This window comes from Reyranella sp. GW821-FHT14A01, from assembly GCF_058803965.1.
Window position 1 is genome coordinate 1 of the sequence record NZ_JBXAPM010000005.1, and the last position, 25025, is coordinate 25025.

The following is a 25025-nucleotide window of genomic DNA, read 5'->3' on the forward strand; positions in this document are numbered from 1 at the left end:
CTCCAGTGGCGCGTTCAAGATTCAAGAGAAGACGCGCCACTGGAGTGGCGCGCCCCCAGCATCACACCCGCGAGCTCGTGCTGTAGAACGGCTGGTGCTTCGACGGGTCCATGTAGTTCTCGTAGAACTTCCGGGCGTGCGGCAGCAGCGCGAGCGAGAGCTTGCGGCGCTCGACCTCGTCGTCGGCCAGGGCCTTGCTGAGATCGTCGTGCAGCGCCTTCAGGGCCGCCGTCCGGTCGACCTTGGTGAAGGTGCCGTCCTTGTAGATCACCTCGCCGTCGCACATCGTCATGGTGACGGCCTGCTGCTTGGCGCGCTGCACCACCGCGTCGAGCGTCGGGGTCATCTCGTCGAGATAGGGATAGGCCACGCTCTCCCAGTCGATCAGCACCATGTCGGCGGCCTTGCCGACCTCCAGGGTGCCGATGCTTTCGCCGAACGGCGTCGTCTTCGCGCCGCCGACCGTCGCCATGCGCAGCACCTGCGCCATGGTCGGCACGTCGGCCTCGACCATGCCCGGCACGCGGTGGGCGCGCAGCACCAGCTTCAGCTCCTGCAGCATGTCGCGGTCGTCGTTGATGCCGGCCTCGTCGAGGCCGATCGCGGTGTTGATGCCTTTCTTCTCGAAGTGATTGAGCGCCGCCACGCCCGAGCGCAGGCGGAAGTTGGACGAGCAGTTGTGGCAGACGCAGCCCTTGGCCTCGGCGAGCCGGTCGATGTCCTTCTCGTTCAGCCACACGCCATGGCCCAGGGTTAGGCGCTCGTTCACCATGCCGAAGCGGTCGATATATTCCAGCGCCGTGCAGTTGCCGCGCCGCCAGGCATATTCCTTCTGGTAGGCCGTCTCGAGCAGGTGCATGTGCATCGGTACGTTGTACTTGGCCGAGGCCTCGCTGAGCTTCGTCAGCGCCGGGTCCGAGCACCAGTGCAGGTTGGCCGGCGCGAGCTGGATCTTCACCCGGCGCTTGTTGTGATGCTGCGAATGGAACGATTTGAACATGTCCATCGCGTCGTCGAGGCTCATCTTGAAGCGGTCGAACCAGCGCTGCATCGGCCCCCGCAGCTCGCTCGGCAGGCTCCTGACGAACTCCTCGTCGGCCTGGTAGACGAGCCGGTTCTGGTCGCGCACCGCGTAGCAATAGCTTACGCGCATGCCGACATCTTCGTAGGCCTTGATGGTCTCGGTCGCGCGCTTCTCGACATCGGGCAAGGTGCCCGGCATCCAGCCCTGGATGTGCTGCACCGTGGTGATGCCCGAGCCGATCATCTCGAAGGCCGAGTAGAGGGTGTCGAGATAGAGGTCGAGATTGCGGATCACCATGCGGGTGATGAACCACAGTTCGAGCGGCATGTCGGGCGAGCCCAGCTGGACCGGTGTCAGGCCGACATGGTGATGGCCGTTCACGAAGCCCGGCAGCAGGATCTCCTTGCCGGTGCCGATCACCGACACGGTCGGGTGCTTGGCGTGCAGATCGTCATAGGTGCCGATGGCGACGATGACGCCGTCTTCCTGCAGGACGGCGCCGTCCTTGATCTCGTTCCAGGTGAAACGGTCCTTGGTGCCGGTGATGGCGGCGCGGCTTCGGATCAGGCTGGTGGCCATGGTCGGCTTCTCCTTCGATGAATGACTATGAAATCAGGCCGTTACGGCGAGCGCTTCCTGCTCGGCAAAGGCGCGGTCGACCTCGTCGCGCAACAGGTCGGTGAGCTGGATGCGCAGATCCTCCGCCTCGCGCGAGAAGAGGTTGCGCGGACGCGGCATGTCGATCGGCACGATGGTCTTGATGCGGCCCGGCCGCGAGGTGAAGACGACCACCCGGTCGGCCAGCGCCACCGCCTCGTCGATATGGTGGGTGACGAACAGGACCGAAGCGCCCGAATCGCGCCAGACGTCGAGCAGGAAGTCCTGCATGCGCGCGCGCGTCTGGACGTCGAGCGCGGCAAAGGGCTCGTCCATCAGCAGGACCTTGGGACGCATGGCGAGCGCGCGGGCCACGGCGACCCGCTGGCGCATTCCGCCGGACAGTTCGTCGGGCCGCTTGTCCATCGCGGCCTTGAGGCCGACCCGCTGCAAGGCTTCGCCCGCGACGGTGCGGCGCTCCTCCTTGCTGGCGCCGCGGATCGACAGGCCGAAGCTCACGTTCTCCCACACGGTCAGCCACGGGAAGAGCGAAGTCTCCTGGAAGATCAGGCTGCGCTCGGGCGACGGCTTGTCCACGAGGTCGCCGAACGACCAGAGCTTGCCTTCCGTCGCATCCTCGAGGCCGGCGATCAGGTAGAGCAAGGTGCTCTTGCCGCAGCCCGAGGGGCCGAGGAAGACCACGAACTCGCCCGGTGCGATGTCGAGGTCGATGTCGGTCAGGGCGTTGTGGGCGCGCTTGGTACCCACCGCCCAGGTCTTGCCGACGCCGCGGCAGACCACGGCGTCCTTCGAGGAAAAATGCGGGGCGTCTTCAGAGGACACGCAGTCTCTCCACGGTATCGGGCAACCAGTACAGGATGCGACGCTGCGCCAGCCGCAGCAACCAGTCGAAGGTGAAGCCCAGCACACCGATCACGGCGATGGTGAAGAACACCAGCGATGGATTGAAAGTGTTGCGCGCCAGCATGATCACCTGGCCCATGCCGTAGCCGACACCCGTCGACTCGGCGACCAGCACCACCATCCAGGCACCGAACAGGTTCATGCGCAGGACCTGGAGCATGCCGGGCAGGATGGCGGGAACGATGACGCGCGCATAGATCTGCGCCTTCGAGGCACCCATGGTGCGCGCCACGTTGATGAGGTTGGTGTTGACCGTGTCGATCTGGTTGATGGTCGCCAGCACCATGTGGAAGAATAGCGCCACCACGACCATGAAGATGGCGGGCGCGTTGCCTATGCCGAACAGGAAGATCGCGACCGGCAACCAGGCGATCGGCGACACCGGAGACAGCAGCGTAATGGTCGGCAGCACCAGCCGGTCGAAGAAGCGGTAGTAGCGGATCAGCACGCCGACACCGATCGCCAGCACCGAGGCGATGATGAGGCCCACGAACACGCGCGCCGTTGTGGCGGCTCCGGTGATCAGCACCGATTCGAAGGCCGACGGGCCCTCGGTCATCGACTGGCCGACCTGCCAGCGCGTGGCCGTGTTGAAGTACCGCCCCTGCTCGGCGATGTTGTCGAGGAAGATGTGCGGCGGCGGCAGCAGCTTCTCGTCCGCCCAGCCCATCGCCCAGCACAGTTCCCACAGGCCCGCGAACAGGCCGATCGAGAGGCAGGTCCACCAGATCTTGGCCAGCCAGTCGAGCCCGGCCATCGAGGCCAGCAGCCGGGATGCCGCCGCCGGGCGGGATGTCCCGGCGGCGGCGCCCGATGATTCGCTGTCGCGCGTGACGACAGCCATCAGGCGGACTTGTACTTGAGCTTGCCGTAGAGGTCGGGGTTCTCCTTGATCACCGCCTCGAGCATGGTCCAGTCGATTGCGTCACGGCCGGGCTTTTTCTTGATGTAGCCCATCTCCATAACGCTGTCGGTGCGCTGCAGGATGAAGTCGGTCTGGCTGCGCGCGTCGACCACGGCGGGCTGCTTGCCCTGGGCGATCTTCGCGTTCTCCATCGAGGTCTTGTAGTACTTGCCGACCAGCTCCTTCAGCACCGCCTCGGTCTCGGTCTCGGCGTCGAGCTGGGCCTGCATCATGCTCTTGATGATCGCCTTCAGCCCGGCCGGGTTGTCCTTGATCAGGCTCGCCCGTGCCGCGAGCACGCAATCGGTGTAGCCCTTGCCGTAGAGATCGACGCCGTTGGTCAGCATGACCGCACCCTTGACGTCGGCCACCAGCGCCGAGGCGTAGGGCTCGATCGTGCAGATCCAGTCGATGGCGCCCGCCTTGAAGGCCTCGACGGCCTCGGGCGTGTTGCCCATGTAGCGGACCTTCACGTCCTTGAAGGCGATGTTGTGCTTCTTCAGGTAGTCGTAGGGCATGACCTCCAGCGTATCCATCTGGAAGGTGCCGAGCGTCTTGCCCTTGAGCTTCTCCGGCGAATCGAGGCCGGGCCTCGCCACGATGGCGCAACCTTCGACGCCGCCACCGGCCACGATCTTGACCGGCGCGCCCTTGTCGTGAAGCGCCATGAAGCTGGTGTAGGGCATCAGGCCGATATCGACCTGGCCCATGCCGAGGAACGTCACCATCTCGGCCGAGGTCGGCGTGTTGATGAAGATCAGTTCGGTGCCCGCCGCCTTCGCATATTGCCGCGAATGCGCCAGGAAGAGGTTGAGATTGCAGAAGCCGCTGCCATGGGTCGACTTGATGCCGGCCGCGGCATGGGCCGGACCGCCCATGAACATGCCCGGGCCGGCTGCCATGGTAATGGTGCTGACGGCCGCGGTGCCTTTCAGGAAGCGGCGACGTGACGGCGCGACGGTGCCGCTGAAATTCATCTGGGACAGAGTCGGAAAATGCGTACAGCCGATGCGATCACACATGGAGAGCCTCCTCGGGCAGCGGAGATTGTTGAATGGCGACTGCTGGGTTCTGGCGAGTCTGCGACTGACAACTCCTTGTCGGTCGCTACTCGGTGCGACCGTCCTCAAAGGTGCCGGCACGCCAACCGAGAAGAATCGCGCTAGCGCGATTCTGCGCTGCCGAATTTCAAGCAAGGGATGTGCCAGCACAAAAAGCCGCGATGGCAATGTGAATCCGCCGCGCGGCGGCGCGACCTCAGGTCAATTCCTGACCACGCACGCTACTTCTTGATCAGCGCCTTGTGTCGCTGGCGCTCGATGTGGCCGAGATAGAGGCCCGAGCAGATGATCACGCCCGCGCCGACCCACGTCCAGAAATCGGGGAAGTCGCCGAACACGAGATAACCCAGCGCCGCCGCGCCCAGGAGCTGGACGTAGTTGAATGGCGCCACGACCGCGGCCGGCGCCTGGCTGTAGGCGATGGTTAGGAAGTAATGGCCGACGCCCGCCATGATGCCCATGCCGACGAACAGCACCCAGTGCCAGCCCAAGGTGGGCGTGACCCATTCGAACGGCAGCAGCGGCAAGGCGGCCGCGGTGCCGACGATGGTCGCCATGGTCGCCGAGGAATCGGGCCGCTCGGCCTGGCCGTAGCGCCGGGAGAAGAGCTGGTAGAGAGAACTCGAGATCGTGCTGCCGACGATCCAGAGCGAATGCCATTCGAAGTGCGCGGAGCCGGGCCGCACAACGATGAGCGCGCCGACGAAGCCGATCACGACCGCCACCCAGCGTTTCGGGCCGACCGGTTCCCCCAGGAACTTCGACGACAGCGCCGTGACGATCAGCGGGCTGGTGAGCGAGATCGACGCCGCCGAGGCCAGCGGCATGTCGACGATGCCGTGGAAGTAGAGGTATGAGGACAGGAACAGCAGCAGGCCGCGCACGATCTGGCTCGGCACATTGTGCCAGCGGAACAGCGCCAGTCCGGCACGCGGCAGGAAGATCGCCATCATGAAGACGAAGGCGAAGACGTAACGGCCCCAGATCACCTCGATGACCGGATAGGTCTGGCTCAGCGTCTTGGACATGGCGTTCAGGACGGAGAAGCACAGGACCGAGAATATGATCGAGAGGATGGCCCGCAGGATCCGGTCGGTCGGCGGGGACGCGTCGGCATTCATTCGCGCCAAACTAGCGTCCCGCCTCCGTCAAACAAGCGCAGCGGGCGGACAGCGCAATCCCGGCAGGCGCATGGGTCGTTCCGGCAGATGGCATGGGCCGTGAACGTTTCCCGGGAGCTCGGCTAGGTCTCCCGCTCCGCCTTCATCTCCTCGTCGCTCGGCCACAGCAGCAGCGACACGATCATCAGGATGCCGAGGCCGCCGGTGATGCCCGCGAAGCGGTCGACGCCCGGCATGATGCTGTCGGGCGGCGCCAGCCCCTGCACCATCGTGACGACGAAGACGAACGCGAACTGCGTGCCGACATAGGGGATGCCGTGACGGCCCATCTGGATGTGCATGCCGACCCACACGACACCGCCGATCATGGCCAGCCACCAGAAGAACGATTCGACCTGCAGCGAGAGGCAGGCAAGGGCCACGATGCCGCCCAGCAGGCAGCCCATGAAGCGATGGAACGACTTCTCGGCCACCAGATGCCGGGTGGTGACGCCGCCGCCGTCGGCGATCAGGGGTGCCGCCATCACGACAGCGATCGTGACCGCCATCTCGCCCACGTCCGGCAGGTCGACCATCACCCAGACGATCATCACGATCACCACGGAGATCGCCGAGCGCAGCCCATGCAGCACCGACGGCCATTGCGCCCCCAGCAGGTGCCGCCAGCCCGGCGCCGTCGGCGGCGGCTCGGCATGCCATCCCTGCAGGATGTTGGCCGTCACCATCGCACAGGACACGCCGACCGCCACGTCGAGCGTGCGGTAACAGGCGATCTCGAAGGCCTGGGTCGGGTCGTTCAGGCTCATCAGCAGCACGAGGCTGGAGGTGATCGACATGAAGAGCCAGGCCAGCCCGTGCGGGCTCACCTGCATGGCAACGACCCCGGCCATGGTCGCGCAGCCCAGGAACAGGCAGAGCGCGACCTGGTCGTACGGCAGCCAGCGCGCCATGACGAAGCCGAGCACGGCGCCCGCGATCGTGCCGCTGAGCCGCAGCACGCCGCGCCGCACTGAGCCCGCCCCGGTCGACATCAGGGACATGTAGCCGCTGATCGCCGCCCACCACGGCGCATCGAGCTGCATCAGCAGCGCCACGGTGGTGGTGAGCATCACCGAGACCGCCGCGACGGTGCCCATGCGCGCCTGCGCCGGCCGGGTGCCGATGTCGGCCAGCTCCCGCCAGAAGCCGGTCAGCGTCCGGTCGAAAAGGCGGGCGCCCTCGCGGAAATCCTCGACGACCGCCCGGCCGTAGTGCCCCATGCCCGAACCGCGGCTCACGGGAAGATGACGGTGCGCGCGTCGGCGCCCATGTAGAGCTTGTAGCCGGGCGGCAGATCCTCCAGCACGATCGTCACTGGAATACGGCGCTGCAGGCGGATCCAGTCCGTCGTGGGCGCGACATAGGGCAGAAGCTTGTCCACCCCGGGATTGCGGCTGAAGCCGCGGGCGATGCCGGTGATTCTGGCCTTGTGGAAATGCCAGGGCGAGCTATCGAGCCAGACCCAGGCAGTGTCGCCGACCTTGAAGTCGCGAATATAGTACTGCTTGTAGTTGGCCATGATGCGCCAGGCGTCGGAGTCCACGATGCCGACGATCGGGATATTGATCGTGGCCATGTCGCCCTTGCGGATCGTCAGGTTGGTGATCGCCCCGTTGTTGGGCGCATGGACCACGGTGCGGTCGAGGTTCCATTGCGCGGACGCCAGTTGCGCCTTGGCCAGTTCCAGCGACGCCTGATGCGCGCCGATATCGGTCTCGGCCTTGGCGATGGCCACCGTAGACATCGTCATTTCGGCCTGGGACCGGCGCAGCTGGTCGTTGGCCCGGTCGAGCTCGGCGATCGGTGCGAATTCCCGCTTCGCAAGATCGGAGAACCGGCTCTGCTCCTGGACGGCGTAGGTGTGGCTCGACGTCGACACCTGCAGGGCCGCCTGGGCCAGCGCCAGCTCCTCCTGCGCGACCTTCAGCTGGGCAACGGCCCGATCGATCTGCGCCTTCCACTGATTGACCACGAGCTGGAACGGCTCCGGATCGATCGTGAACAGCTTGTCGCCGATCTTGACGTCCTGGTTGTCGACGACATGGACCTCGATGATCTGCCCCGTCACCTGCGGCGCCACCGCCACCAGGTCGGAGCGGACATAGGCGTCGTCGGTGTAGGCGACAAAGTAGGTGACGACTTCGTAGAGGATGAACAGGCCGAGGATCGTGCCGCCGACCGTCAGCAGGCGATGCAGCCTGGTGGTCTCCCTGGCCGGCCGCACGGGCGGTGCGGCAGCAGCTTCGGGCGCAGGTGCTGGCGCAGGCGCCGCAGCGGGAACAGTCTCCGGTGGCTTGTCTGAAGGCTGGGTTACATCGGGCGGCATTGTGCGCCGAAATTAACCCGCGCCGGCCTAGAAGCCCATGCCCTTGATCTTGGCTGCAAGTGCAGCCACCGAGAACGGCTTCCCGAGGAAATTCACCCCGGCATCGATGACGCCGTGATGAACGATCGCGTTGGCCGTGTAGCCCGTGGTGTAGAGGACCTTGAGATCGGGCCGCCGCGCCACGGCCACGCCGGCAAGCTGGCGGCCGTTCATGCCGCCGGGCAGGCCGACATCGGTGAACAGGAGCTGGATATCGCTGTGATTTTCCAGCAGGCGCAGCGCGTGCTCGCCGTCGCCGGCCTCGTAGACCGTACAGCCGCATTCGCGGCAGGCCGCCACGGCGAACTCGCGCACGACCGGATCGTCCTCGACGACCAGCACGACCGGCCCCGCCCCTGCCGCGACGCTGACCATCGGCGCCAGCTCCGGGATGGCCGTCGCGTCGGCATGGGCGCGCGGCAGATAGATCTTCACCGTCGAGCCGTGGCCGAGCTCGCTGTAGATCTTCAGGTGACCGCTGATCTGTTTCACGTAACCGTAGGTCATGCTGAGGCCGAGGCCGGTGCCCTGGCCGCGTTCCTTGGTGGTGAAGAACGGCTCGAAGGCGCGGGCGATCGTCTGCTGGTCCATGCCGGTGCCGGTGTCGGAGACCGCGATCATCACGAACTGGCCGGGTGTGACCTCGGCGTTGGCCGCGGCATAGGCATCGTCGAGATGGGCGTTCGCCGTCTCGATCGTGAGCGTTCCACCGCCCGGCATCGCGTCGCGCGCGTTGATCGCCAGATTGAGGACCGCGGCCTCGAGCTGTGCCGGGTCGGCGGTCGCACGCCACAGGCCACCGCTCAGCACCGTCTCGATCTCCACGGATTCGCCCAGGGTACGGCGCAGCAGCTCCGACATGCCGGTGACCAGCCGGTTGGCGTCGACCGCCTCGATCTGCAGCGGCTGCTGGCGCGCGAAAGCCAGCATGCGCTGGGTAAGCGTCGCGGCCCGCGACACGCCGGTCCGGGCGAGGTCGAGGAAGCGCACGACGTCGGGCGTCGGCTGCGGCACGCGCCGGCCGACCATCTCGATCGCGCCGCCGATGCCGGTGAGCAGGTTGTTGAAGTCGTGCGCGATGCCGGCGGTGAGCTGGCCGACGGCCGTCATCTTCTGCGACTGGCGGAGGCTCTCTTCCACGGTCGCGCGGCGAATCTGCTCCTCGCGCAGCCTTTCGAGCGTCTCGCTCTGGCTCGCCGCCCGGCGCGAGGCGAGCAGCGCCAGGGCGAACAGCGCCAGGGTCGCCGGCAGGCCGAACAGAAGATGCGCCGCCATGCGATGCAGCCAGGCTTCCCGGACGGAGGCACTGGCAACCCCTACCGCCACATAGACCGGCAAATCGGGCAGTTTGCGATAGACCACCGTGCGCGCAACGCCATCGAAGCTGCCGCTCGACGTGCTGTAGGTACCGGTCTCGGGAGCGGCAGCGATCGCCTGCATGAACCTGGATCCGCGTTCGAGCCGCGTCGTGGTGCCGGGCGAGGCCGGATAGCGCGCCAGCAGTTCGCCGTCGGCGCGCACGAGCGACGTCGTATAGTTGTCCACCCCGGCCGCCTGCTCGAACAGCCTGCTGAAATAGGCCGGCGGTATCGCCACGAGGACGACGCCGTCGAAGCCGCCGTCCGCCCGTTGCCGCCGTTCGCTGTACTGGAAGATGTCGGAGCCCTTGATGCGGCTGCGGAACGCCTCGCTGATGTAGCGCTGCTCGTTGCCGTCGCGATGGGCGATGAAATAGGGCCGGTCCGCGGCCGATACGTTGGCCGGCATGGGAAACACGTTGGCGGCGACCAGCGGCCTGCCGTCCCTGTCCAGGATGAACACGTCCTCGACCTGCGGCAGCCTGCGGATGAGGTGCTGGAGCTGCTCGTGGAGCCTGGCCTCGTTCTGCTGGATCTCGGAATCGTTCAGGTCGTCGACCAGGCCCAGCACGTTGCTCACGATGAGCTGCTGCGTCTCGAAGGTGGCGCGGGCGCCGACGTAGAGAAGATCGAGGGTACGGCCGATCCGCTCCTCGTATTGCCGCTGCGTGTCGCCGTACGCCAGCCAGCTCGCCCCGACGAACAGCAGAACCGGCACGATGACGGTCGCGGCAAGGAGAACGAAGGACGCGTCCGCCGCCGTCGTGCCGCGAAGCGTCCAAGTCTGAAGTTTCAGAAGTCTCCGCACGGGCGCCTAGGGGTCCTTGCGAATGAGGGAGACCACGAAGTTCGAGAGCGCCGACGCACTGTAGGGCTTGGGAAACGAGTGCGTCCTGATACTGGCCGGCAATGCGCTCGGGGCGGAGGCGCCCGAACAGCGGATGATCGGCACATCCGGCCGGTGCCGGGCCGCCGCCTCGATCACCTTCTCGCCCGACATGTCAGGCAGCCCGATATCGACGATGATGGCGGCGAGCGGCGTGTCACCCTGTACGACGTCGAGCGCCTCGCGCCCGGTGGCTGCCTCGATGCATTCGACGCCGACGTCGCTCAGCGCGTCGACCAGGACGGCGCGGATCAGGAACTCGTCTTCCGCCAGCAACACACTCGACATGCAACAGCCCTATTCCGCCGCCTTGGCCATGCCGGGTTGGCGCTTGAACGGCAGGATGGTTGTGGCGCGCGCCGCGGGCAACGGCAAGGACGGGGTTTCCACACCCAGCGTTCGCGCCGCATTCCACGCCCAGCGCGGGTCGAGCAGGAAGGGCCGGGCATGTGCCGTGCAGTCGGCCTCGCCCGACGCGATGATCTTCTCGGCCTGCTCCGGCTCGGTGATGAGACCGACCGCCCAGGTCTTGATGCCCGCTTCCTTGCGGACGCGCGCCGCGAACGGCACGTGATAACCCGGTCCCAGCGTGATCTTCTGGCCAGGCACGTTGCCACCCGAGCTGATGTCGACGAAGTCGCAGCCCAGCGCCTTGAGCTGGCGCGCCGTCTCGATCGTGTCCTCGATGGTGACGCCGCCCTCGACCCATTCGACGGCCGACAGGCGCATGCCCAGTGCCTTCTCCGCGGGCCACATCCTGCGTACGGCTTCGAACACTTCGAGCGGGAAGCGACGCCGCTTGTCGGCCGTGCCGCCATACTCGTCGGTGCGATGGTTGCTGAGCGGCGACAGGAACTGGCTGAGCAGGTAGCCGTGGGCGCCGTGCAGTTCGACCACGTCGAAGCCCAGGCGCAGGCTGCGCTCGGCAGCGTCGACAAAGGCCTGCTTCACCTTCTTCAGACCGACCGTGTCGAGCGCCACCGGCGTGTGCCATTCCTTCTCCGGATCGTAGGCCAGCGCCGACGGGCCGAAGGTCGTCCACGGAAGATCCGGCGCATCGGCCTGGCTGAGCGGACCGCCGCCCTTCCACGGCCGCTGCGCCGAGGCCTTGCGGCCGGCATGGGCGAGCTGCACGCCGAGCTTCACCTCCGGCATCCAGCCGCGCACCCAGTCGATGACGGGCTTCAGCGCCGCTTCGTTCTCGTCGCTGTAGATACCGAGGCAGCCCTGCGTGATGCGGCCCTCGCGCTCGACATGCGTGGCCTCGAGGCAGAGCAGGCCGGCGCCCGACATGGACAGCATGCCGTAATGCACCTGGTGCCAGGGCTGGGCGCTGCCGTCGACGGCCGAGTACTGGCACATCGGCGAGACGATGATGCGGTTGGGCAGCGTGACACCGCCGAGCTCGACGGGTGTGAAGAGTTGGGCGGTCATTGATATTCCTCGAAAGGGTCAGCCGTTGATCGAAGGTCCGGCCTCGTGGCCCAGCCACTCCTCGATCAGGCGGCGGGCGATCGAATCGCGGCGCGGCATGAAGAAGGAGCCGTCCTTCGGCAGGTTCTCGGTCCGCAACTCCTCGCGGCTCATCCAGCGCGCGCTTTCGAGTTCGGATTCGTTGACGCTGAAGTCCAGCGACTCGGCTTCCGCGTGGAAGCCGATCATCACCGAGGCCGGGAATGGCCAGGGCTGGGACGAGCGATAGATCACGTCCCTCACCTTGACCTTCACTTCCTCGTAGACCTCGCGGGCGACCGCATCCTCGAAGCTCTCGCCGGGTTCGACGAAGCCCGCCAGGGTCGAGTGCATGCCGCGCGGGAAATGCTTGCCGCGACCCAGCAGGCACTTGTCGCCGTGATGGACCAGCATGATCACCGCGGGATCGGTGCGCGGGAAGGTCTCGGTCTTGCAATTCTCGTTGGTGCACATGCGCACATGGCCACCGCGCGTGACCTTGGTGCTGGCGCCGCAGACGCCGCAATAGCGATGGCGGCGATGCCAGTAGGTCATGCCGCGCGCATAGGCGAGGATCGAGCCCTCGCGCGCGAAGAGCAGCGGACCGACCTGGCGCAGGTCGACGAACTCGCCGAGGTCCTTCAGCGGCGTGTCCTTGCCGGTGACGTCGACGGCGAAGTACGGCGTACCCTCGACGTAACCCAGGAAGATCTGGACGTCGCTCGAGTTGGCCACCGCCCGGCCCATCATGCCCTGGAGGAAGACGGCTTCCGGATTGCCGCCGGTCTTCACCAGGTTCTTCTCGGTGTCGATCGGCACGAACCGGGCGGCCCCCGAGGAGGCCAGTTCGATCATCCGTTCATCGTCCTCGCGCTCATGGCTGGCACGGTCGATTTCGGCGCTGGAATAGGGATTTCTTGGGTTTCTCATAGGCCGCGGACCGTGCCACAGGCCCGCCGCCGCCGCAATTGGATCAAGCGGCCAAGGCGCGTTCCAGCACCTGCGCCACATGTATCGCCTGACGGTCGGCCCCGTCGGCGATCTGGTGCCGGCATGACGTGCCGTCGGCCACGACCAAGGTCCCGGCATCGGCCTTGCGCACCGCCGGCAAGAGCGACAGCTCGGCCATGGCGATAGAGGTCTCGTAATGCTCGGCTTCGTAACCGAAGCTGCCGGCCATGCCGCAGCAGCTCGATTCGATCGGCGTCACGGCAAGGTCGGGGACCAGCGAGAGCACTTCCTGCACCGCGCTCATCGCCCCGAAGGCCTTCTGATGGCAGTGGCCGTGCAGCAGCGCCTTCTTCTCGGCGAGCGGCTGCAGGTCGAGGTCGAGGCGTCCCGCCTTCTTCTCGCGGGCGAGGAACTCCTCGAACAGCACCGCATGGGCGGCGACCTGCTCGGCATCCTCGCCGAGGCCCAGCGCCAGGAACTCGTCACGCAGGGTGAACAGGCAGGACGGTTCCAGGCCGATGATCGGCACGCCCTTCTGCGCGAAGGGCCGCAGCGCGTTCAGCGTGCGCCGCGCCTCCGCGGTCGCCCGTTCGACCTGGCCGGTCGCCAGATAGGTACGGCCGCAGCACAGGGCCGGCGCGCCCAGCGTCGGCCAGGCGACGGCCACGCGATGGCCGGCCGCCGTCAGCACCCGCCGCGCGGCGTGCAGGATCTCGGGGTCGAAGTTGTTCGAGAAGGTGTCGGCGAAGATCACCACCGTGGCGTCGCCATCGTCGACCCCGGTGGTCGACAGGAACGTGTCGCCGCGCCACCGCGGCAGGCGGCGCTGCTTGGCGAAGCCGAGATACGACTGCACGAACCACGCCGCATTGAACAGCCAGGGCAGGCGGCGGGCCCACGGCGCCAACGACGGCGTGGCGCCGATCAGCCGGTCGCGCCAGCTCAGGCCCTTGGCCATGCGACGCGCCGACTTCACCTCGATCTTCATGCGCGCCATGTCGACGCCGGTCGGGCAGTCGCGCTTGCAGCCCTTGCAGCTCACGCAAAGGTCCATCGCCGCCGCGACCGCGTCGGAGCGCAGGCCTTCCGATCCGAGCTGGCCGGAGAGCGCCAGCCGCAGCGTGTTGGCGCGGCCGCGCGTCAGGTGCTTCTCGTCGCGCGTCACGCGGAAGGACGGGCACATGGTGCCGGCGTCGAACTTCCGGCAATGGCCGTTGTTGTTGCACATCTCCGCGGCCTTCGCGAAGCCGCCGGCCAGGTCGCCGCCGGTGCCGGGTGCCGTCGAGATCTCGGTGACCGGATCGGTCTGGACGTTCCAGGCCGACCAGTCGAGCGCCGGCGTGTAGTTGATCGATTCGTAGCCCGGCTTGAAGCGGAACAGCGATCGGTCGTCCATGCGCGACGGCCGCACGATCTTGCCGGGGTTCAGGATGTTCTCGGGATCGAACAGGTCCTTGACCGTCTCGAATGCCTTGGTGAGTTGCGGCCCGAACTGCCAGGCCACCCATTCCGAGCGCACCAGCCCGTCGCCATGCTCGCCCGAGAAGGCGCCCTTGTACTCACGCACCAGCGCCGAGGCTTCCTCGGCGATCGCGCGCATCTTCTCCGCACCGTCGCGGCGCATGTCGAGGATCGGCCGCACATGCAGCGTGCCGACCGAGGCATGGGCGTACCAGGTGCCGCGCGTGCCGTGCTTGCCGAACACGTCGGTCAGGCGCTGCGTGTAGTCGGCAAGGTGCTCGAGCGGGACGGCGCAGTCCTCGATGAACGAGACGGGCTTACCGTCGCCCTTCATCGACATCATGATGTTGAGGCCGGCCTTGCGGACCTCCCACAGTTCCGACTGCGGCCTGGGCTCCGGCATCTCGACGACGCTGCCCGGCATGCCGAGATCGGCCATCAGCTCGACGAGGCGCGCGAGGTCGCGCAGCTGGTCTTCGCGCTCTTCACCCGCGAACTCGACCAGCAGGATTGCCTCGGGCTTGCCGATCAGCGCCCGCTCGATCACCGGCCGGAAGGCGGGATTGGCGCGCGCCAGCTCGATCATCGTGCGGTCGACCAGCTCCACGGCGGCCGGCTTCAGCTTCACGATGTGCTGGGCGCTGTCCATCGCCTTGTAGAAGCTGGGGAAGTTCACGACGCCCAGGGTCTTGTACTTGGGCAGCGGTGCCAGGTTGAGCGTCAGCCGCTCGGTCACCGCCAGCGTGCCCTCGCTGCCCACCAGCAGGTGCGCGAGGTTCACCGAGTTGTCGGTCGTGTAGGGCCGCTCCGACTGCGGGAAGAAGATGTCGAGATTGTAGCCGCCGACCCGGCGCAGCACGTGCGGATACATGCGCTCGATCTCGGCGCGCTGGGCGAAGGCGAGTTCCGCCACCTTGTCGGCGATGGTGCGCACGCTCTCGGGCATGTCCTCGGGCCGTGCGGATCCAAAGCGCGCCCGCTGGCCGTTGGCCAGCAGCGCGTCGATCGAGGCCACGTTGTGCACCATGTTGCCGTAGCGGATCGACCGCGAGCCGCAGGAATTGTTGCCCGCCATGCCGCCCAGCGTGCACTGCGCCGAGGTCGAGACGTCGACCGGATACCAGAGTCCGTGCGGCTTCAGCCAGGCATTGAGCTGGTCGAGCACGACGCCCGGCTGCACGGTCACCTGCGCCTTGTTCCTGTCGAAGCCCACGATCTCGCGCAGGTACTTCGAGCAGTCGATGACCAGCGCCTCGCCCACGGTCTGCCCGCACTGCGAGGTGCCGGCGCCACGCGGCAGGATCGCAGCCTTGGCATCGCGCGCCACGTCGACGGCACGGGCAAGGTCGGCCTCGTCGCGCGGCACCACCACGCCTACCGGCTCGACCTGATAGATCGACGCATCGGTCGAGTACCGCCCGCGCGAGGCCCGGTCGAACAGGACCTCTCCCTTGAGGGTGCGACGCAACGTTTGTTCGAGACTGGCCATATCCAAAAAACCGTCCTAAAGCGCCCGCCCGCCGCGAAGCGAAAGGTCCCTCACTGCGTTCGGGATGACAGCATTATCGTCGCTGGCGCAGTGCGCTGGTGCAGAAATAGGTGTCATCCCGAACGAAGAGAGGGACCTTTGCGTCATACACGGCAGCCCCGCATATGACCCACCTCTCCCTCCCCGCGCTTCGCGCGGGTCCCCTCCCTCTCCCCCAGCGTATGACGCGGGCGGAGAGGGCATGGTCACGAGTGGAGAAAGCGGACGCATCGCCATCTTCAGTCGAGTTTCACGCCGGCCGCTGCGACGACCTTCTGCCACTTCTCGATTTCGGTGCGGATGCGCTTGGCGAACTCGGCCGGCATTTCGCCGCCGACCTGCGCCAGCTGCTCCTTCCAGATCGTCTGCAGCTTGGGATTGCCCAGCGCCTTGACGATCTCGTCGTACATGCGCTTCACGATCGGCTCCGGCGTGCCCTTGATGGCCCACATGCCGTACCAGGTGGAGACGATCCAGTTCGGCACGCCGATCTCGGCGGCCGTCGGCATGTCGGGGAACTCCGGCACGCGCTTCTCGGTGGCGACGGCCAGCCCCTTGAGCTTGCCCGCCTTGATCTGCTGCGCCGAGGTGCCCATGCCGTCGAACATCATGTCGGCGTTGCCGGCGAGCAGGTCCTGCATCGCCGGGCCGGCGCCGCGATAGGGCACGTGCACGATCTCGGTCTTGGTCTCGAGCTTGAAGAGCTCGCCCGCCAGGTGATGCGCCGTGCCGGCGCCGGCCGAGGCGTAATTCACCTTGTTGGGATTGGCCTTCAGGTAGGCGACGAATTCGGCGGCGTTGTTCACCGGCACCTTGACCGGGTTGATCGAGATCACCTGTGGCACCAGCGCGATCATGGTGATCGGCTCGAAGTTCTTCTCGAGGTCGTAGTCGAGGTTCTTGTAGACCGACGGGGCGATCGTGTGATGGATCGCGCCCACGAAGAAGGTCTGGCCGTCGGGCTTCATCTTGGCCGCCTGCGAGGCGCCCACCGTGCCGCCCGCGCCGCCCTTGTTGTCGATCAGGATCTGCACGCCGAGCTGCTCGCCGACCTGCGCCGCCAGCGGACGGGCGAAGACGTCGGTGCCGCCGCCGGCCGGGAACGGGTTGACCCAAGTGATCGGGCCGCTCGGCCAGCCCTGCTGCGCGCGGGCCACGGCCGGCGCCGCCAGCGTCGCGGCGAGGCCGAGCTTGAGGGCCTTGCGGCGCGAGGTCGAGAAGGTCGAAGTCATGTTTATTTGCCTCCCAGCAGGTTCTTGTCGTCTCGGTTGTCCATGGAATCGAGGACAGCCTGCTGCTTGGCCCGCAGATGCCCTACGAGCAGGTCACGTAGCGCAGCGCCGTCCCGCGCGGCAAGGGCTGCAATCATGGAACGATGTTCCGCGACGGCCTGGTCCCACTTGGCCTGGATGAGGTTGGAGCGGAACCGGAGCGCATGCAGGCGGGCGTTGAGCGTGCGGTAGGTCTGCTCCAGCACCGCGTTGCCGGCGATCGCGTTCAGCCGGTCATGGATCAGGCGGTTGATGCGGTAATAGGCCGGCAGGTCGTGGCTGGCATGGGCGGCCTCCATCTGCTCCTGCAATGCGCGCAGATCGGCGACGTCGGCGTCCGTCACCCGCTTCACGGCCAGCTCGCCCGCCAGCCCTTCCAGCGCCCCCATGACCTCGAAGGCGCCGCGCACATCCTCGCGCGACAGGGCCACGACCTGGGCGCCGCGATTGGGGAGCTGGACCAGCAGCCCGTCGGCCGCGAGCATGCGGAAGGCCTCCCGCAGCGGCGTGCGCGAGACGCCCAGCCGTTCGCTGAGTTCGCGCTCATTCAGCTTGGCGCCGGGCGCCAGCTCGCCCTCGATGATGAGGGCCCGCAGCCTTTCGGCCGCCGCTTCGGGCAACGTCAGACGCGTGATCGGAAAAGTCGAACCGTCCATCTGGACTCACTCTGGCATATTGTATACAAAATGCAACAGCAAAGCCGAAAGGGGCCTCGACCATGCGCCTGAACTCACATCCCGCCGGACGTCATTTCCTGCAAATACCCGGTCCGACCAATGTCCCGGACCGCGTTCTTCGTGCGATGGATTATCCGACGATCGATCACCGCGGCCCCGAGTTCAACGCGCTGGCGAAGAAGGTCCTCCGGTCGGTGCGCCAAGTTTTCCAGACAAAACAACCGGTTATCATCTATCCCGCATCCGGTACCGGAGCCTGGGAAGCGGCCCTCGTGAACACCCTGTCGCCCGGCGACCTGGTGTTGATGTGGGAGACCGGTCACTTCGCCTCTCTCTGGAAGAAGATGGCCGACAAGCTTGGAATCAAATCGGAATTCATGGGCGGTGACTGGCGCAAGCCGGCCGATCCGGCGGCCATCGAGAAGCGCCTGAAGGAAGACACCGGCCACGCCATCAAGGCGGTCTGCATCGTCCACAACGAGACCTCGACCGGCGTGGTGAGCGACATCTCGGCCGTCCGCCAGGCCATCGATGCGGCCAAGCACCCGGCCCTGCTGCTGGTCGACACGATCTCCTCGCTGGGATCGATCGATTATCGCCACGACGCCTGGGGCGTCGACGTGACGGTGGCCGGCTCGCAGAAGGGCCTGATGCTGCCGCCCGGCCTCTCCTTCAACGCGCTGAGCGAGAAGGCGATCGAGGCGTCGAAGGCCTCGAAGATGCTGAAGGCATTCTGGAACTGGGACGAGATGCTGACGGCCAACGCCAACGGCTGGTTCCCCTACACGCCCGCCACCAACCTGCTCTACGGCCTCAACGAGGCCTGCGACATGCTGCTGGAGGAAGGGCTCGACGCGGTGTTCGCCCGTCACGCCCGCCACGCCGAGGCGACGCGCACGGCCGTGAACGCCTGGGGCCTGGAGATCCTGTGCAGCGATCCCAAGGCCTATTCGGGCTCGCTGACGGCGATCGTCATGCCCGAGGGCCACGACGCCGACGCCTTCCGCAAGGTGGCGCTCGAGAACTTCAACATGTCGCTCGGCCAGGGCCTCACCAAAGTCGCGGGCAAGGTCTTCCGCATCGGCCATCTCGGCGACTTCAACGACCTGATGCTGATGGGGACGCTGTCGGGCGTCGAAATGGCGCTCGGCCTCGCCAAGGTGCCGCACAAGGCGGGCGGCGCGCAGGCCGCCCTCACCTATCTCCGCGACACGGCGCCGGGCGCGCGCCGTGACTGAGAAGATGCGCCTCTACGTCACGCCGGCCTCGCCCTGGGTCCGGCGTGTCCGGATCTGCATCGACGAGCTCGGGCTTAGCGACCGCTTCGACTACGTCCAGACGAAGTGGCCCCATGCCTGGGGCACGCGGACCGTCGAGATGCCCGCCGACTTCACGCAGGCGACCCCGGTCGTGCGCATTCCGGCGCTCGTCGCGGATGACGTCACGCTGACCGATTCCCATTCGATCATCGACTATCTCGACGGCAAGTTCGGCAACCATCGCCTGCTCGCGGCCGACGGACCCGAACGGTGGCGCGCGCTGGAGATCAACGCCCTGGCCTCTGCCATCCTCGAAGCGCAGATCATGCGCCGCGCCGAACTTTTACGCATCGGCGCGGACCGCTCCGACGACTTCATCGCCAAAATGCGCGACCGCGGCCTGCGCTGCTTCGCGGCGCTGGAAAAGAAGGTATCGTCGTTCGGCGAAGCCTTCGACCTCGCGCAGATCACGACCGCCGTGGCCTGCGGCTACGACGAATGGCGCTACGGGCCGGGCTGGCGCGAGGCCGCTCCGACGCTCGCCGCCTGGTACGACACCGTCGCGCAACGCCCCTCGATGAAGGCGACCGAACCGGCCGAGACGCCGCAGCGTTAGCCCGGGATCGAGAGCGGCGCCGGATCGCCGCTGACGGGCCTGCGCAGGCAGGCGACATGGTGGCCCGGGGCCACTTCGAGCAGCGGCGGATCTTTCACCCGGCATTCCGCGGTCGCATACAGACAACGTGTGTGGAAGTGACAGCCGGGCGGCGGCTTGGCCGGGCTCGGCACGTCGCCCTGCACGATCTTCTTTCTCATCCCGCGACGCTTCGGGTCGGGCGCGGTTGCGGCCGACAGCAAGGCCTCGGTGTAGGGATGAAGCGGTTGCGTGAAGAGCGTGCGCTTGTCGGTCAGTTCGACGATGCGGCCGAGATACATCACGGCGATGCGATGGCTGATGTGCCGCATGACCGCGAGGTCATGGCTGATGAACAGGTAGGCGAGCCCGTACTCTTCCTGCAGGTCGATCAACAGGTTGAGCACCTGCGCCTGCACCGACACGTCGAGGGCGGAGACCGGCTCGTCGGCCACGATCACGTCGGGATTGACCGACAATGCCTTGGCGATGCCCAGCCGCTGGCGCTGACCGCCCGAGAATTCGTGGGCGTACTTGCGCATCGCCTCGGGACGCAGGCCGACGCGGCGGAAAAGCTGTGCCACCTGGTCGTCGCGCGCCGCGCCCTTCGCGATGCCGAAATTCTCCAGCGGCTCGCCCACGATCGTGCCCGACGGCAGGCGCGGGTTCATCGACGAGTACGGATCCTGGAAGATCGTCTGGATGCGGCGGCGATGGGGCCACATGGCGCCTGGCTTGAGCACGGTCACGTCCTCGCCCGCCAGCACGATCTTGCCGGCGGTCGGCTCGATCAGCTTCAGCACGACCTTGCCGATCGTCGACTTGCCGCAGCCCGACTCGCCCACGAGGCCCAGCGTCTCGCCGCGGCGGATCGAGAAGGTGACACCGTCGACCGCCCTCACCGCCCCCACCTGGCGCTGCAACAGGCCGCCATGGATCGGGAAGTGCTTTACGAGGCCCTCGACCTGCAGGACGGGTGCGTCGCTCATGCCGCCATCCTCACGCGATCGATCTCCCAGCAGGCCACGAGATGCCCTGCCCCGGCATCGACCAGCGGCGGCGATACGCTGCGGCACTGATCGGTGGCGAAGCCGCAGCGCGGCGCGAAGGCACAGCCGATAATCGGCTGGGTCAGGATCGGCACGAGGCCGGGAATTTCCTGCAGGCGCGGGCGCGTGCCGGCCGCATCGGCCTCGACGTCGAGTCGCGGGATCGCGCGCATAAGCCCGCGCGTATAGGGATGCAGCGGCTCGGCAAACAGCGCCTCGACCGTCGCCTGCTCGACCTTGCGGCCGGCATACATGACCACGACGCGCTCCGTGGTTTCGGCCACGACGCCGAGATCGTGCGTGATCAGCACGATGGCGGTGCCGGTCTTCTCCTTGAGCTCGATCATCAGGTCGAGGATCTGCGCCTGGATGGTGACGTCGAGCGCCGTCGTCGGTTCGTCGGCGATCAGCACCTGCGGGTCGCAACTCAGCGCCATGGCGATCATGACGCGCTGGCGCATGCCGCCCGAAAGCTGGTGGGGATATTCGTCGAGCCGCCGCCGCGCGTCCGCGATGCGCACGAGGTCGAGCATCTCGAAGGCCCGCTCCTTCCCCGCCTTCCATGACACGCCAAGATGGCGCACCACGTTCTCGGCGATCTGCGTGCCGACCGTCAGGACCGGATTGAGGCTGGTCATCGGCTCCTGGAAGATCATCGAGATGCGATGGCCACGCAGGCGCTTCATCTCCTCTTCGCTCAGTGTCGTGAGCTCTTCGCCCTCGAACTTGATCGAGCCCTTGGCGATGCGCCCGGTCTCCGGCGGAATGAGCCGCAGGATCGACATGGCCGTCACCGACTTGCCGCAGCCCGATTCGCCCACGATGCCCAGCGTCTCGCCGCGCGCCACCTCGAACGACACGCCGTCGACGGCACGCACGACGCCGTCGAGCGTGCTGAACTGGGTGTGCAGGTCGCGGACTTCGAGGATCGGGCCTGTATTGCCGCTCATAGGCGCCTCGCCAGGCGCGGATCGAGCCGATCACGCAGGCCGTCACCCAGCAGGTTCACCGCCAGCACCGTAACCGCGAGGAACGCGCCGGGGATCATGATCGTCCAGGGCGCGATCTGGAAGAAGGTGCGGCCCTGGGCGATGATGTTGCCCCAGCTCGGCACCTCGGGCGGCACGCCGGCGCCCAGGAAGCTGAGGCTCGCCTCGATCAGCATCGCCGAGGCGCAGACATAGGTCGATTGCACGATCAGCGGCGCCAGCGTGTTGGGCAGGATGTGGCGCGTCAGCAGCTTCCAGTTCTTCGTGCCGCCCGCGATGGCGCTTTCGATATAGGGCTGCGAGCGGATCGACAGGACGACGGCGCGCACCACACGCACGATGCGCGGCACCTCCGGGATCACGATGGCCACGATCACGATGCCGAGGCCGGGACGCGACAGGGTGATCAGCGCAATGGCGAGCAGGATCGAGGGGATCGCCATCAGCCCGTCCATGATGCGCATGACGATCGAATCGACCTTGCGGAAATAGCCGCAGGCCAGACCCAGCGCCAGGCCCAGGATGCTCGAGAAGGCCGCCACCGAGAGGCCGACGATCAGCGAGACGCGCGCGCCGTAGACGGTGCGCGAGAAGATATCGCGGCCAAACTGATCGGTGCCGAACCACCAGCGCTCCGACGGCGGCCGCAACCGGTTGACCGGCGTGATCTTGAAGGGATCGGCGGTGGCGATGAAGGGCGCAAACACCGCCATCACGATCAGGAGGAACAACAGCACCGCGCCCAGCGCGATCGTCGGATTGCGCCGGACCGTCGTCCACAGCGAGAAGCGGCGGGCGGGCGGCAGAGCGAGGTCGTCGGCAAGTACGGCCATGTCAGTACCGGATCCGAGGATCGAGGAAGGCGTAGGAGATGTCGATGATGAGGTTCACCAGCACCTTGGCGCCGGCGAAGACGAGGATCAGCCCCTGCACCACCGGATAGTCGCGCTTCAGCACCGCGTCGACGGTGAGCCGGCCGAGGCCCGGGATGTTGAACACCGTCTCGGTGATGACGACGCCCGAGATCAGCAGCGCGATGCCGATGCCGATCACCGTGATGATCGGCACGGCCGCATTCTTGAGGGCGTGCAGCAGCAACACGCGGTCGGTCGCCAGGCCCTTGGAGTTGGCGGTGCGGATATAATCCTGGGCCAGAACCTCGAGCATCGAGGCACGCGTGATGCGCGCGATCAACGCCATATAAGTGATGCCGAGCGCCACCGACGGCAGGATCAGGCTCTCGGCGAAGGGCCAGAACCCCTCCTTGATCGGCTGATAGCCCTGCACCGGCAAAAGCTGCCATTGCACCGCGAAGAAATAGATCAGGATGTAGGCCAGCACGAAGCCCGGCATGGCGAAACCAAGCACGGCAAAGCCCATGACCAGCCGGTCCACCAGTTTTCGCGCCTTCCACGCCGCCAGAACGCCGATCGGAACGGCCAAGGACACCGCCACGAACAGGGTCGAGAGCGTGAGCGCCACGGTCGGCTCCAGACGCTGCGAGATCAGGCGCGTCACGGGCATGTTGGAGAAGATCGACACCCCCATGTCGCCGCGCAGAAGCTGCGAGGTCCACACGAAGAACTGTTCCACCATCGGCTGGTCGAGGCCGAGTTTGGCCCGGACGGCGGCGATCGATTCGGCCGTCGCGTCCTCGCCGGCGATGATCGCCGCCGGATCGCCCGGCGCGAACCGCAGGAGGAAGAACACGAACAGCGCCACCACTGCCATGACGGGCAGCGTGGCGAAGAGGCGGCGGACGATATAGGCGGTCACGACGAGGCCTTGCCCGGATCAGACAAGGCCTCCGTGCGCGCGACGGCAACGCATACTCGAGACGACATTACTTCTTCGTGATCCCCCAGAGCACGGCGAGACCCGTGTTCGGTACGATACCGTCGATCTTGTCGGCGCGATAGGCAAGTGGCGTGTCCCACTGGCCGAACGGGATGAACACGACGTCTTCCATTGCCTTGGTCTGCAGTTCCTTGGCGATCCGCTTGCGGTCCTCTTCGGTCGAGGCCATGCCGAAGGCGTTGCGCAGCTCCTCGACCTTCGGATCGCAGGGCCAGCCGAACAGACCCTTGTCGCAAGCGGCACCGATCCAGGTGTGCAACACGGGATTGGCCGAGCCGACGCCACCCGACGTGGTGATGAAGATATTCCAGCCACCCTGGGCCGGCGGATCCTTCTTGGCACGCCGCGAGACGACCGAGCCCCAGTCCATCGACTGGACATCGACGTTGATGCCGGCCTCGCGCATCGCCTGAATGAGAATCTGCGTCGCCGGCGTGATGGTCGCGTGATCGGTGGTGGCAAGGATGGTGATGGGTTCACCCTTGTAGCCAGCCTCCTTGAGGAGCTGCAGCGCCTTCTTGGGATTGTATTCCTTCATGAACGCAGTGCCGCCGTCGTTCTCGTACGGACCACCGCAGGTCAGAAGGCCGTGGCATACGCGATAGTATTTCGGGTCGCCGACGATGGCGCGCAGGAAGTCTTCCTGATTGATCAGGTAATACATCGCCTGCCGCGCCTTGATGTTGTCGAACGGCGGATGCAGGTGGTTGAGCCGGATGAAGCCTTGCGTGCTGTCGATCTTGCCGGTCTTCAGCAGCTTCACGCCCTTGGCCTTTTCGAGCAGGGGCAGGAAATCGATCGGGGGCGCTTCGTAGAAGTCGATTTCGCCATTGATCAGCGCCGACATCGCCGTTTGTGGATCGGAGATCCAGACGAGTTCGATGCGATCGACGCCCGGGATCTTGGCGCCGGCGAACGACGACGGTGCCTCGGTCCGCGGCTGGTAGTCCTTGTTCTTGAGGTACACGGCCTTGCTGCCGGGCACCCACAGGTCCTTGGCGAAGACATAGGGGCCGGATCCCACTGACTCCTTCACCTGCTGCTGCGGATCGGTGAGCGCATCCTTCTCGCGCATGATGGCGGCGATCGAGCTGCCGCTCTTGCCGAGCGACTCGAGCACCATGCCGTACGGCTCCTTCAGGACCATGGTGAAGGTCTTGTCGTTGACGGCTTCCATCTTGGTGACGTAGCCCATCAGCCGCTGGCCGACGCCGTCCTTGGAGCCCCACCGCTTCAGCGAGGCGATGACGTCCTTGGTCGTGACGGGCGAGCCATCGTGGAACTTGAGGCCGTCGCGCAGAGTGAACGTATAGGTGAGCTTGTCGGGGCTGACCTCGTACTTGTCGACCATCTGGGGCTTCGGCTTCTGGTCGGCGTCGTTGCCGAACAGCGTGTCGTAGACCAGCGCACCATGGATGTTGGCGATTGTCTGGGTGGTCCAGACCGGATCGATGACGCGCACGTCAGCGTGCATCACGGCCTTGAGGACCTTCTCCTGCGCCAGCGCCTGGCCCGCGGCAAACGGAATGGCAAGCGCGAGAGCACCCGCGAAGATACGGTTGAACATTCGTTAACTCCCTTACTCCCCGCAGAGAGTATGCAAAGCCGCGCTCCGATT

Annotated in this window: 21 protein-coding genes; 2 read left to right on the forward strand and 19 right to left on the reverse strand. The window is 66.4% G+C overall.

What is annotated here, in order from left to right:
* Positions 1-61 precede the first annotated feature (61 nt).
* From AC1ROX_RS10985 to AC1ROX_RS11050, 14 genes are all read right to left on the reverse strand, one after another.
* A complete protein-coding gene (locus AC1ROX_RS10985) occupies positions 62-1603 on the reverse strand; it encodes an amidohydrolase family protein (RefSeq protein ID WP_493125348.1) in 1542 nt (513 codons plus the stop codon).
* 33 nt (positions 1604-1636) lie between these two features.
* Positions 1637-2464 (reverse strand): ABC transporter ATP-binding protein, encoded by an 828-nt coding sequence (locus tag AC1ROX_RS10990; RefSeq protein WP_493125350.1) that lies wholly within the window; start codon positions 2462-2464, stop codon positions 1637-1639.
* Complete coding sequence (locus AC1ROX_RS10995; protein WP_493125352.1) at positions 2454-3389, reverse strand: ABC transporter permease; 936 nt, start codon at positions 3387-3389, stop codon at positions 2454-2456. Before AC1ROX_RS10995 ends, AC1ROX_RS10990 begins: the two co-directional genes overlap by 11 nt.
* Positions 3389-4471 (reverse strand): ABC transporter substrate-binding protein, encoded by a 1083-nt coding sequence (locus tag AC1ROX_RS11000; RefSeq protein WP_493125354.1) that lies wholly within the window; start codon positions 4469-4471, stop codon positions 3389-3391. The genes AC1ROX_RS10995 and AC1ROX_RS11000 overlap by 1 nt, the downstream gene beginning before the upstream one ends.
* A gap of 260 nt (positions 4472-4731) precedes the next feature.
* Complete coding sequence (locus AC1ROX_RS11005) at positions 4732-5631, reverse strand: DMT family transporter (protein WP_493125356.1); 900 nt, start codon at positions 5629-5631, stop codon at positions 4732-4734.
* A 122-nt stretch (positions 5632-5753) separates the two neighbouring features.
* Positions 5754-6908, reverse strand: a complete 1155-nt coding sequence (locus AC1ROX_RS11010; RefSeq protein WP_493125358.1) for an FUSC family protein — start codon at positions 6906-6908, stop codon at positions 5754-5756.
* The gene (locus tag AC1ROX_RS11015; RefSeq protein ID WP_493125359.1) at positions 6905-7894 is read right to left on the reverse strand and encodes an HlyD family secretion protein; all 990 of its coding nucleotides are present in this window, start codon (positions 7892-7894) and stop codon (positions 6905-6907) included. The genes AC1ROX_RS11010 and AC1ROX_RS11015 overlap by 4 nt, the downstream gene beginning before the upstream one ends.
* A 129-nt stretch (positions 7895-8023) precedes the next feature.
* Entirely contained in the window at positions 8024-10201 is a 2178-nt protein-coding gene (locus AC1ROX_RS11020) for a hybrid sensor histidine kinase/response regulator (protein WP_493125361.1), read from the reverse strand.
* Between the two features lie 6 nt (positions 10202-10207).
* Complete coding sequence (locus AC1ROX_RS11025) at positions 10208-10567, reverse strand: response regulator (RefSeq protein WP_493125363.1); 360 nt, start codon at positions 10565-10567, stop codon at positions 10208-10210.
* A 9-nt stretch (positions 10568-10576) separates the two neighbouring features.
* On the reverse strand, positions 10577-11713 hold the full coding sequence (locus tag AC1ROX_RS11030; RefSeq protein WP_493125365.1) for an NADH:flavin oxidoreductase/NADH oxidase: 1137 nt from the start codon (positions 11711-11713) through the stop codon (positions 10577-10579).
* Between the two features lie 18 nt (positions 11714-11731).
* Positions 11732-12586 carry an NAD(+) diphosphatase gene (gene nudC / locus AC1ROX_RS11035; RefSeq protein ID WP_493125367.1) on the reverse strand — a complete coding sequence of 285 codons (855 nt, stop codon included), beginning with the start codon at positions 12584-12586 and terminating at the stop codon, positions 11732-11734.
* A 118-nt stretch (positions 12587-12704) separates the two neighbouring features.
* On the reverse strand, positions 12705-15632 hold the full coding sequence (locus AC1ROX_RS11040) for an FAD-binding and (Fe-S)-binding domain-containing protein (RefSeq protein ID WP_493125369.1): 2928 nt from the start codon (positions 15630-15632) through the stop codon (positions 12705-12707).
* A gap of 278 nt (positions 15633-15910) precedes the next feature.
* A complete protein-coding gene (locus tag AC1ROX_RS11045; RefSeq protein ID WP_493125371.1) occupies positions 15911-16903 on the reverse strand; it encodes a Bug family tripartite tricarboxylate transporter substrate binding protein in 993 nt (330 codons plus the stop codon).
* A 2-nt stretch (positions 16904-16905) separates the two neighbouring features.
* Positions 16906-17598 carry a GntR family transcriptional regulator gene (locus AC1ROX_RS11050; protein WP_493125373.1) on the reverse strand — a complete coding sequence of 231 codons (693 nt, stop codon included), beginning with the start codon at positions 17596-17598 and terminating at the stop codon, positions 16906-16908.
* Positions 17599-17660: 62 nt separating this feature from the next.
* Between AC1ROX_RS11050 and AC1ROX_RS11055 the strand changes: the two genes are divergently transcribed.
* Together AC1ROX_RS11055 and AC1ROX_RS11060 are read left to right on the forward strand one after the other, a co-directional pair.
* Positions 17661-18857 carry a pyridoxal-phosphate-dependent aminotransferase family protein gene (locus AC1ROX_RS11055; protein WP_493125375.1) on the forward strand — a complete coding sequence of 399 codons (1197 nt, stop codon included), beginning with the start codon at positions 17661-17663 and terminating at the stop codon, positions 18855-18857.
* Positions 18850-19494, forward strand: coding sequence for a glutathione S-transferase family protein (locus AC1ROX_RS11060; protein ID WP_493125377.1), 645 nt, complete (start codon positions 18850-18852; stop codon positions 19492-19494). The genes AC1ROX_RS11055 and AC1ROX_RS11060 overlap by 8 nt, the downstream gene beginning before the upstream one ends.
* On the opposite strand, the gene AC1ROX_RS11065 is transcribed toward AC1ROX_RS11060, so the two are convergent.
* The 5 genes from AC1ROX_RS11065 to AC1ROX_RS11085 form a co-directional block, all read right to left on the reverse strand.
* Positions 19491-20501 carry an ABC transporter ATP-binding protein gene (locus tag AC1ROX_RS11065; RefSeq protein ID WP_493125379.1) on the reverse strand — a complete coding sequence of 337 codons (1011 nt, stop codon included), beginning with the start codon at positions 20499-20501 and terminating at the stop codon, positions 19491-19493. The genes AC1ROX_RS11060 and AC1ROX_RS11065 overlap by 4 nt on opposite strands.
* Positions 20498-21511, reverse strand: coding sequence for an ABC transporter ATP-binding protein (locus tag AC1ROX_RS11070; RefSeq protein WP_493125381.1), 1014 nt, complete (start codon positions 21509-21511; stop codon positions 20498-20500). Before AC1ROX_RS11070 ends, AC1ROX_RS11065 begins: the two co-directional genes overlap by 4 nt.
* Positions 21508-22383, reverse strand: a complete 876-nt coding sequence (locus tag AC1ROX_RS11075) for an ABC transporter permease (RefSeq protein WP_493125383.1) — start codon at positions 22381-22383, stop codon at positions 21508-21510. Before AC1ROX_RS11075 ends, AC1ROX_RS11070 begins: the two co-directional genes overlap by 4 nt.
* Before the next feature lies 1 nt (position 22384).
* Entirely contained in the window at positions 22385-23326 is a 942-nt protein-coding gene (locus AC1ROX_RS11080) for an ABC transporter permease (protein WP_493125385.1), read from the reverse strand.
* 67 nt (positions 23327-23393) lie between these two features.
* Complete coding sequence (locus tag AC1ROX_RS11085) at positions 23394-24974, reverse strand: ABC transporter substrate-binding protein (protein ID WP_493125387.1); 1581 nt, start codon at positions 24972-24974, stop codon at positions 23394-23396.
* Positions 24975-25025: the final 51 nt, after the last annotated feature.

Excerpts from the sequence above, each read along its gene's own strand:
- AC1ROX_RS10985 (WP_493125348.1), bottom strand. The coding sequence starts at position 1,603 with ATGGCCACCAGCCTGATCCGAAGCCGCGCCGCCATCACCGGCACCAAG.
- AC1ROX_RS10995 (WP_493125352.1), bottom strand. The coding sequence starts at position 3,389 with ATGGCTGTCGTCACGCGCGACAGCGAATCATCGGGCGCCGCCGCCGGG.
- AC1ROX_RS11000 (WP_493125354.1), bottom strand. The coding sequence starts at position 4,471 with ATGTGTGATCGCATCGGCTGTACGCATTTTCCGACTCTGTCCCAGATG.
- AC1ROX_RS11005 (WP_493125356.1), bottom strand. The coding sequence starts at position 5,631 with ATGAATGCCGACGCGTCCCCGCCGACCGACCGGATCCTGCGGGCCATC.
- AC1ROX_RS11025 (WP_493125363.1), bottom strand. The coding sequence starts at position 10,567 with ATGTCGAGTGTGTTGCTGGCGGAAGACGAGTTCCTGATCCGCGCCGTC.
- AC1ROX_RS11030 (WP_493125365.1), bottom strand. The coding sequence starts at position 11,713 with ATGACCGCCCAACTCTTCACACCCGTCGAGCTCGGCGGTGTCACGCTG.
- nudC (WP_493125367.1), bottom strand. The coding sequence starts at position 12,586 with ATGATCGAACTGGCCTCCTCGGGGGCCGCCCGGTTCGTGCCGATCGAC.
- AC1ROX_RS11040 (WP_493125369.1), bottom strand. The coding sequence starts at position 15,632 with ATGGCCAGTCTCGAACAAACGTTGCGTCGCACCCTCAAGGGAGAGGTC.
- AC1ROX_RS11045 (WP_493125371.1), bottom strand. The coding sequence starts at position 16,903 with ATGACTTCGACCTTCTCGACCTCGCGCCGCAAGGCCCTCAAGCTCGGC.
- AC1ROX_RS11050 (WP_493125373.1), bottom strand. The coding sequence starts at position 17,598 with ATGGACGGTTCGACTTTTCCGATCACGCGTCTGACGTTGCCCGAAGCG.
- AC1ROX_RS11055 (WP_493125375.1), top strand. The coding sequence starts at position 17,661 with ATGCGCCTGAACTCACATCCCGCCGGACGTCATTTCCTGCAAATACCC.
- AC1ROX_RS11065 (WP_493125379.1), bottom strand. The coding sequence starts at position 20,501 with ATGAGCGACGCACCCGTCCTGCAGGTCGAGGGCCTCGTAAAGCACTTC.
- AC1ROX_RS11070 (WP_493125381.1), bottom strand. The coding sequence starts at position 21,511 with ATGAGCGGCAATACAGGCCCGATCCTCGAAGTCCGCGACCTGCACACC.
- AC1ROX_RS11075 (WP_493125383.1), bottom strand. The coding sequence starts at position 22,383 with ATGGCCGTACTTGCCGACGACCTCGCTCTGCCGCCCGCCCGCCGCTTC.
- AC1ROX_RS11085 (WP_493125387.1), bottom strand. The coding sequence starts at position 24,974 with ATGTTCAACCGTATCTTCGCGGGTGCTCTCGCGCTTGCCATTCCGTTT.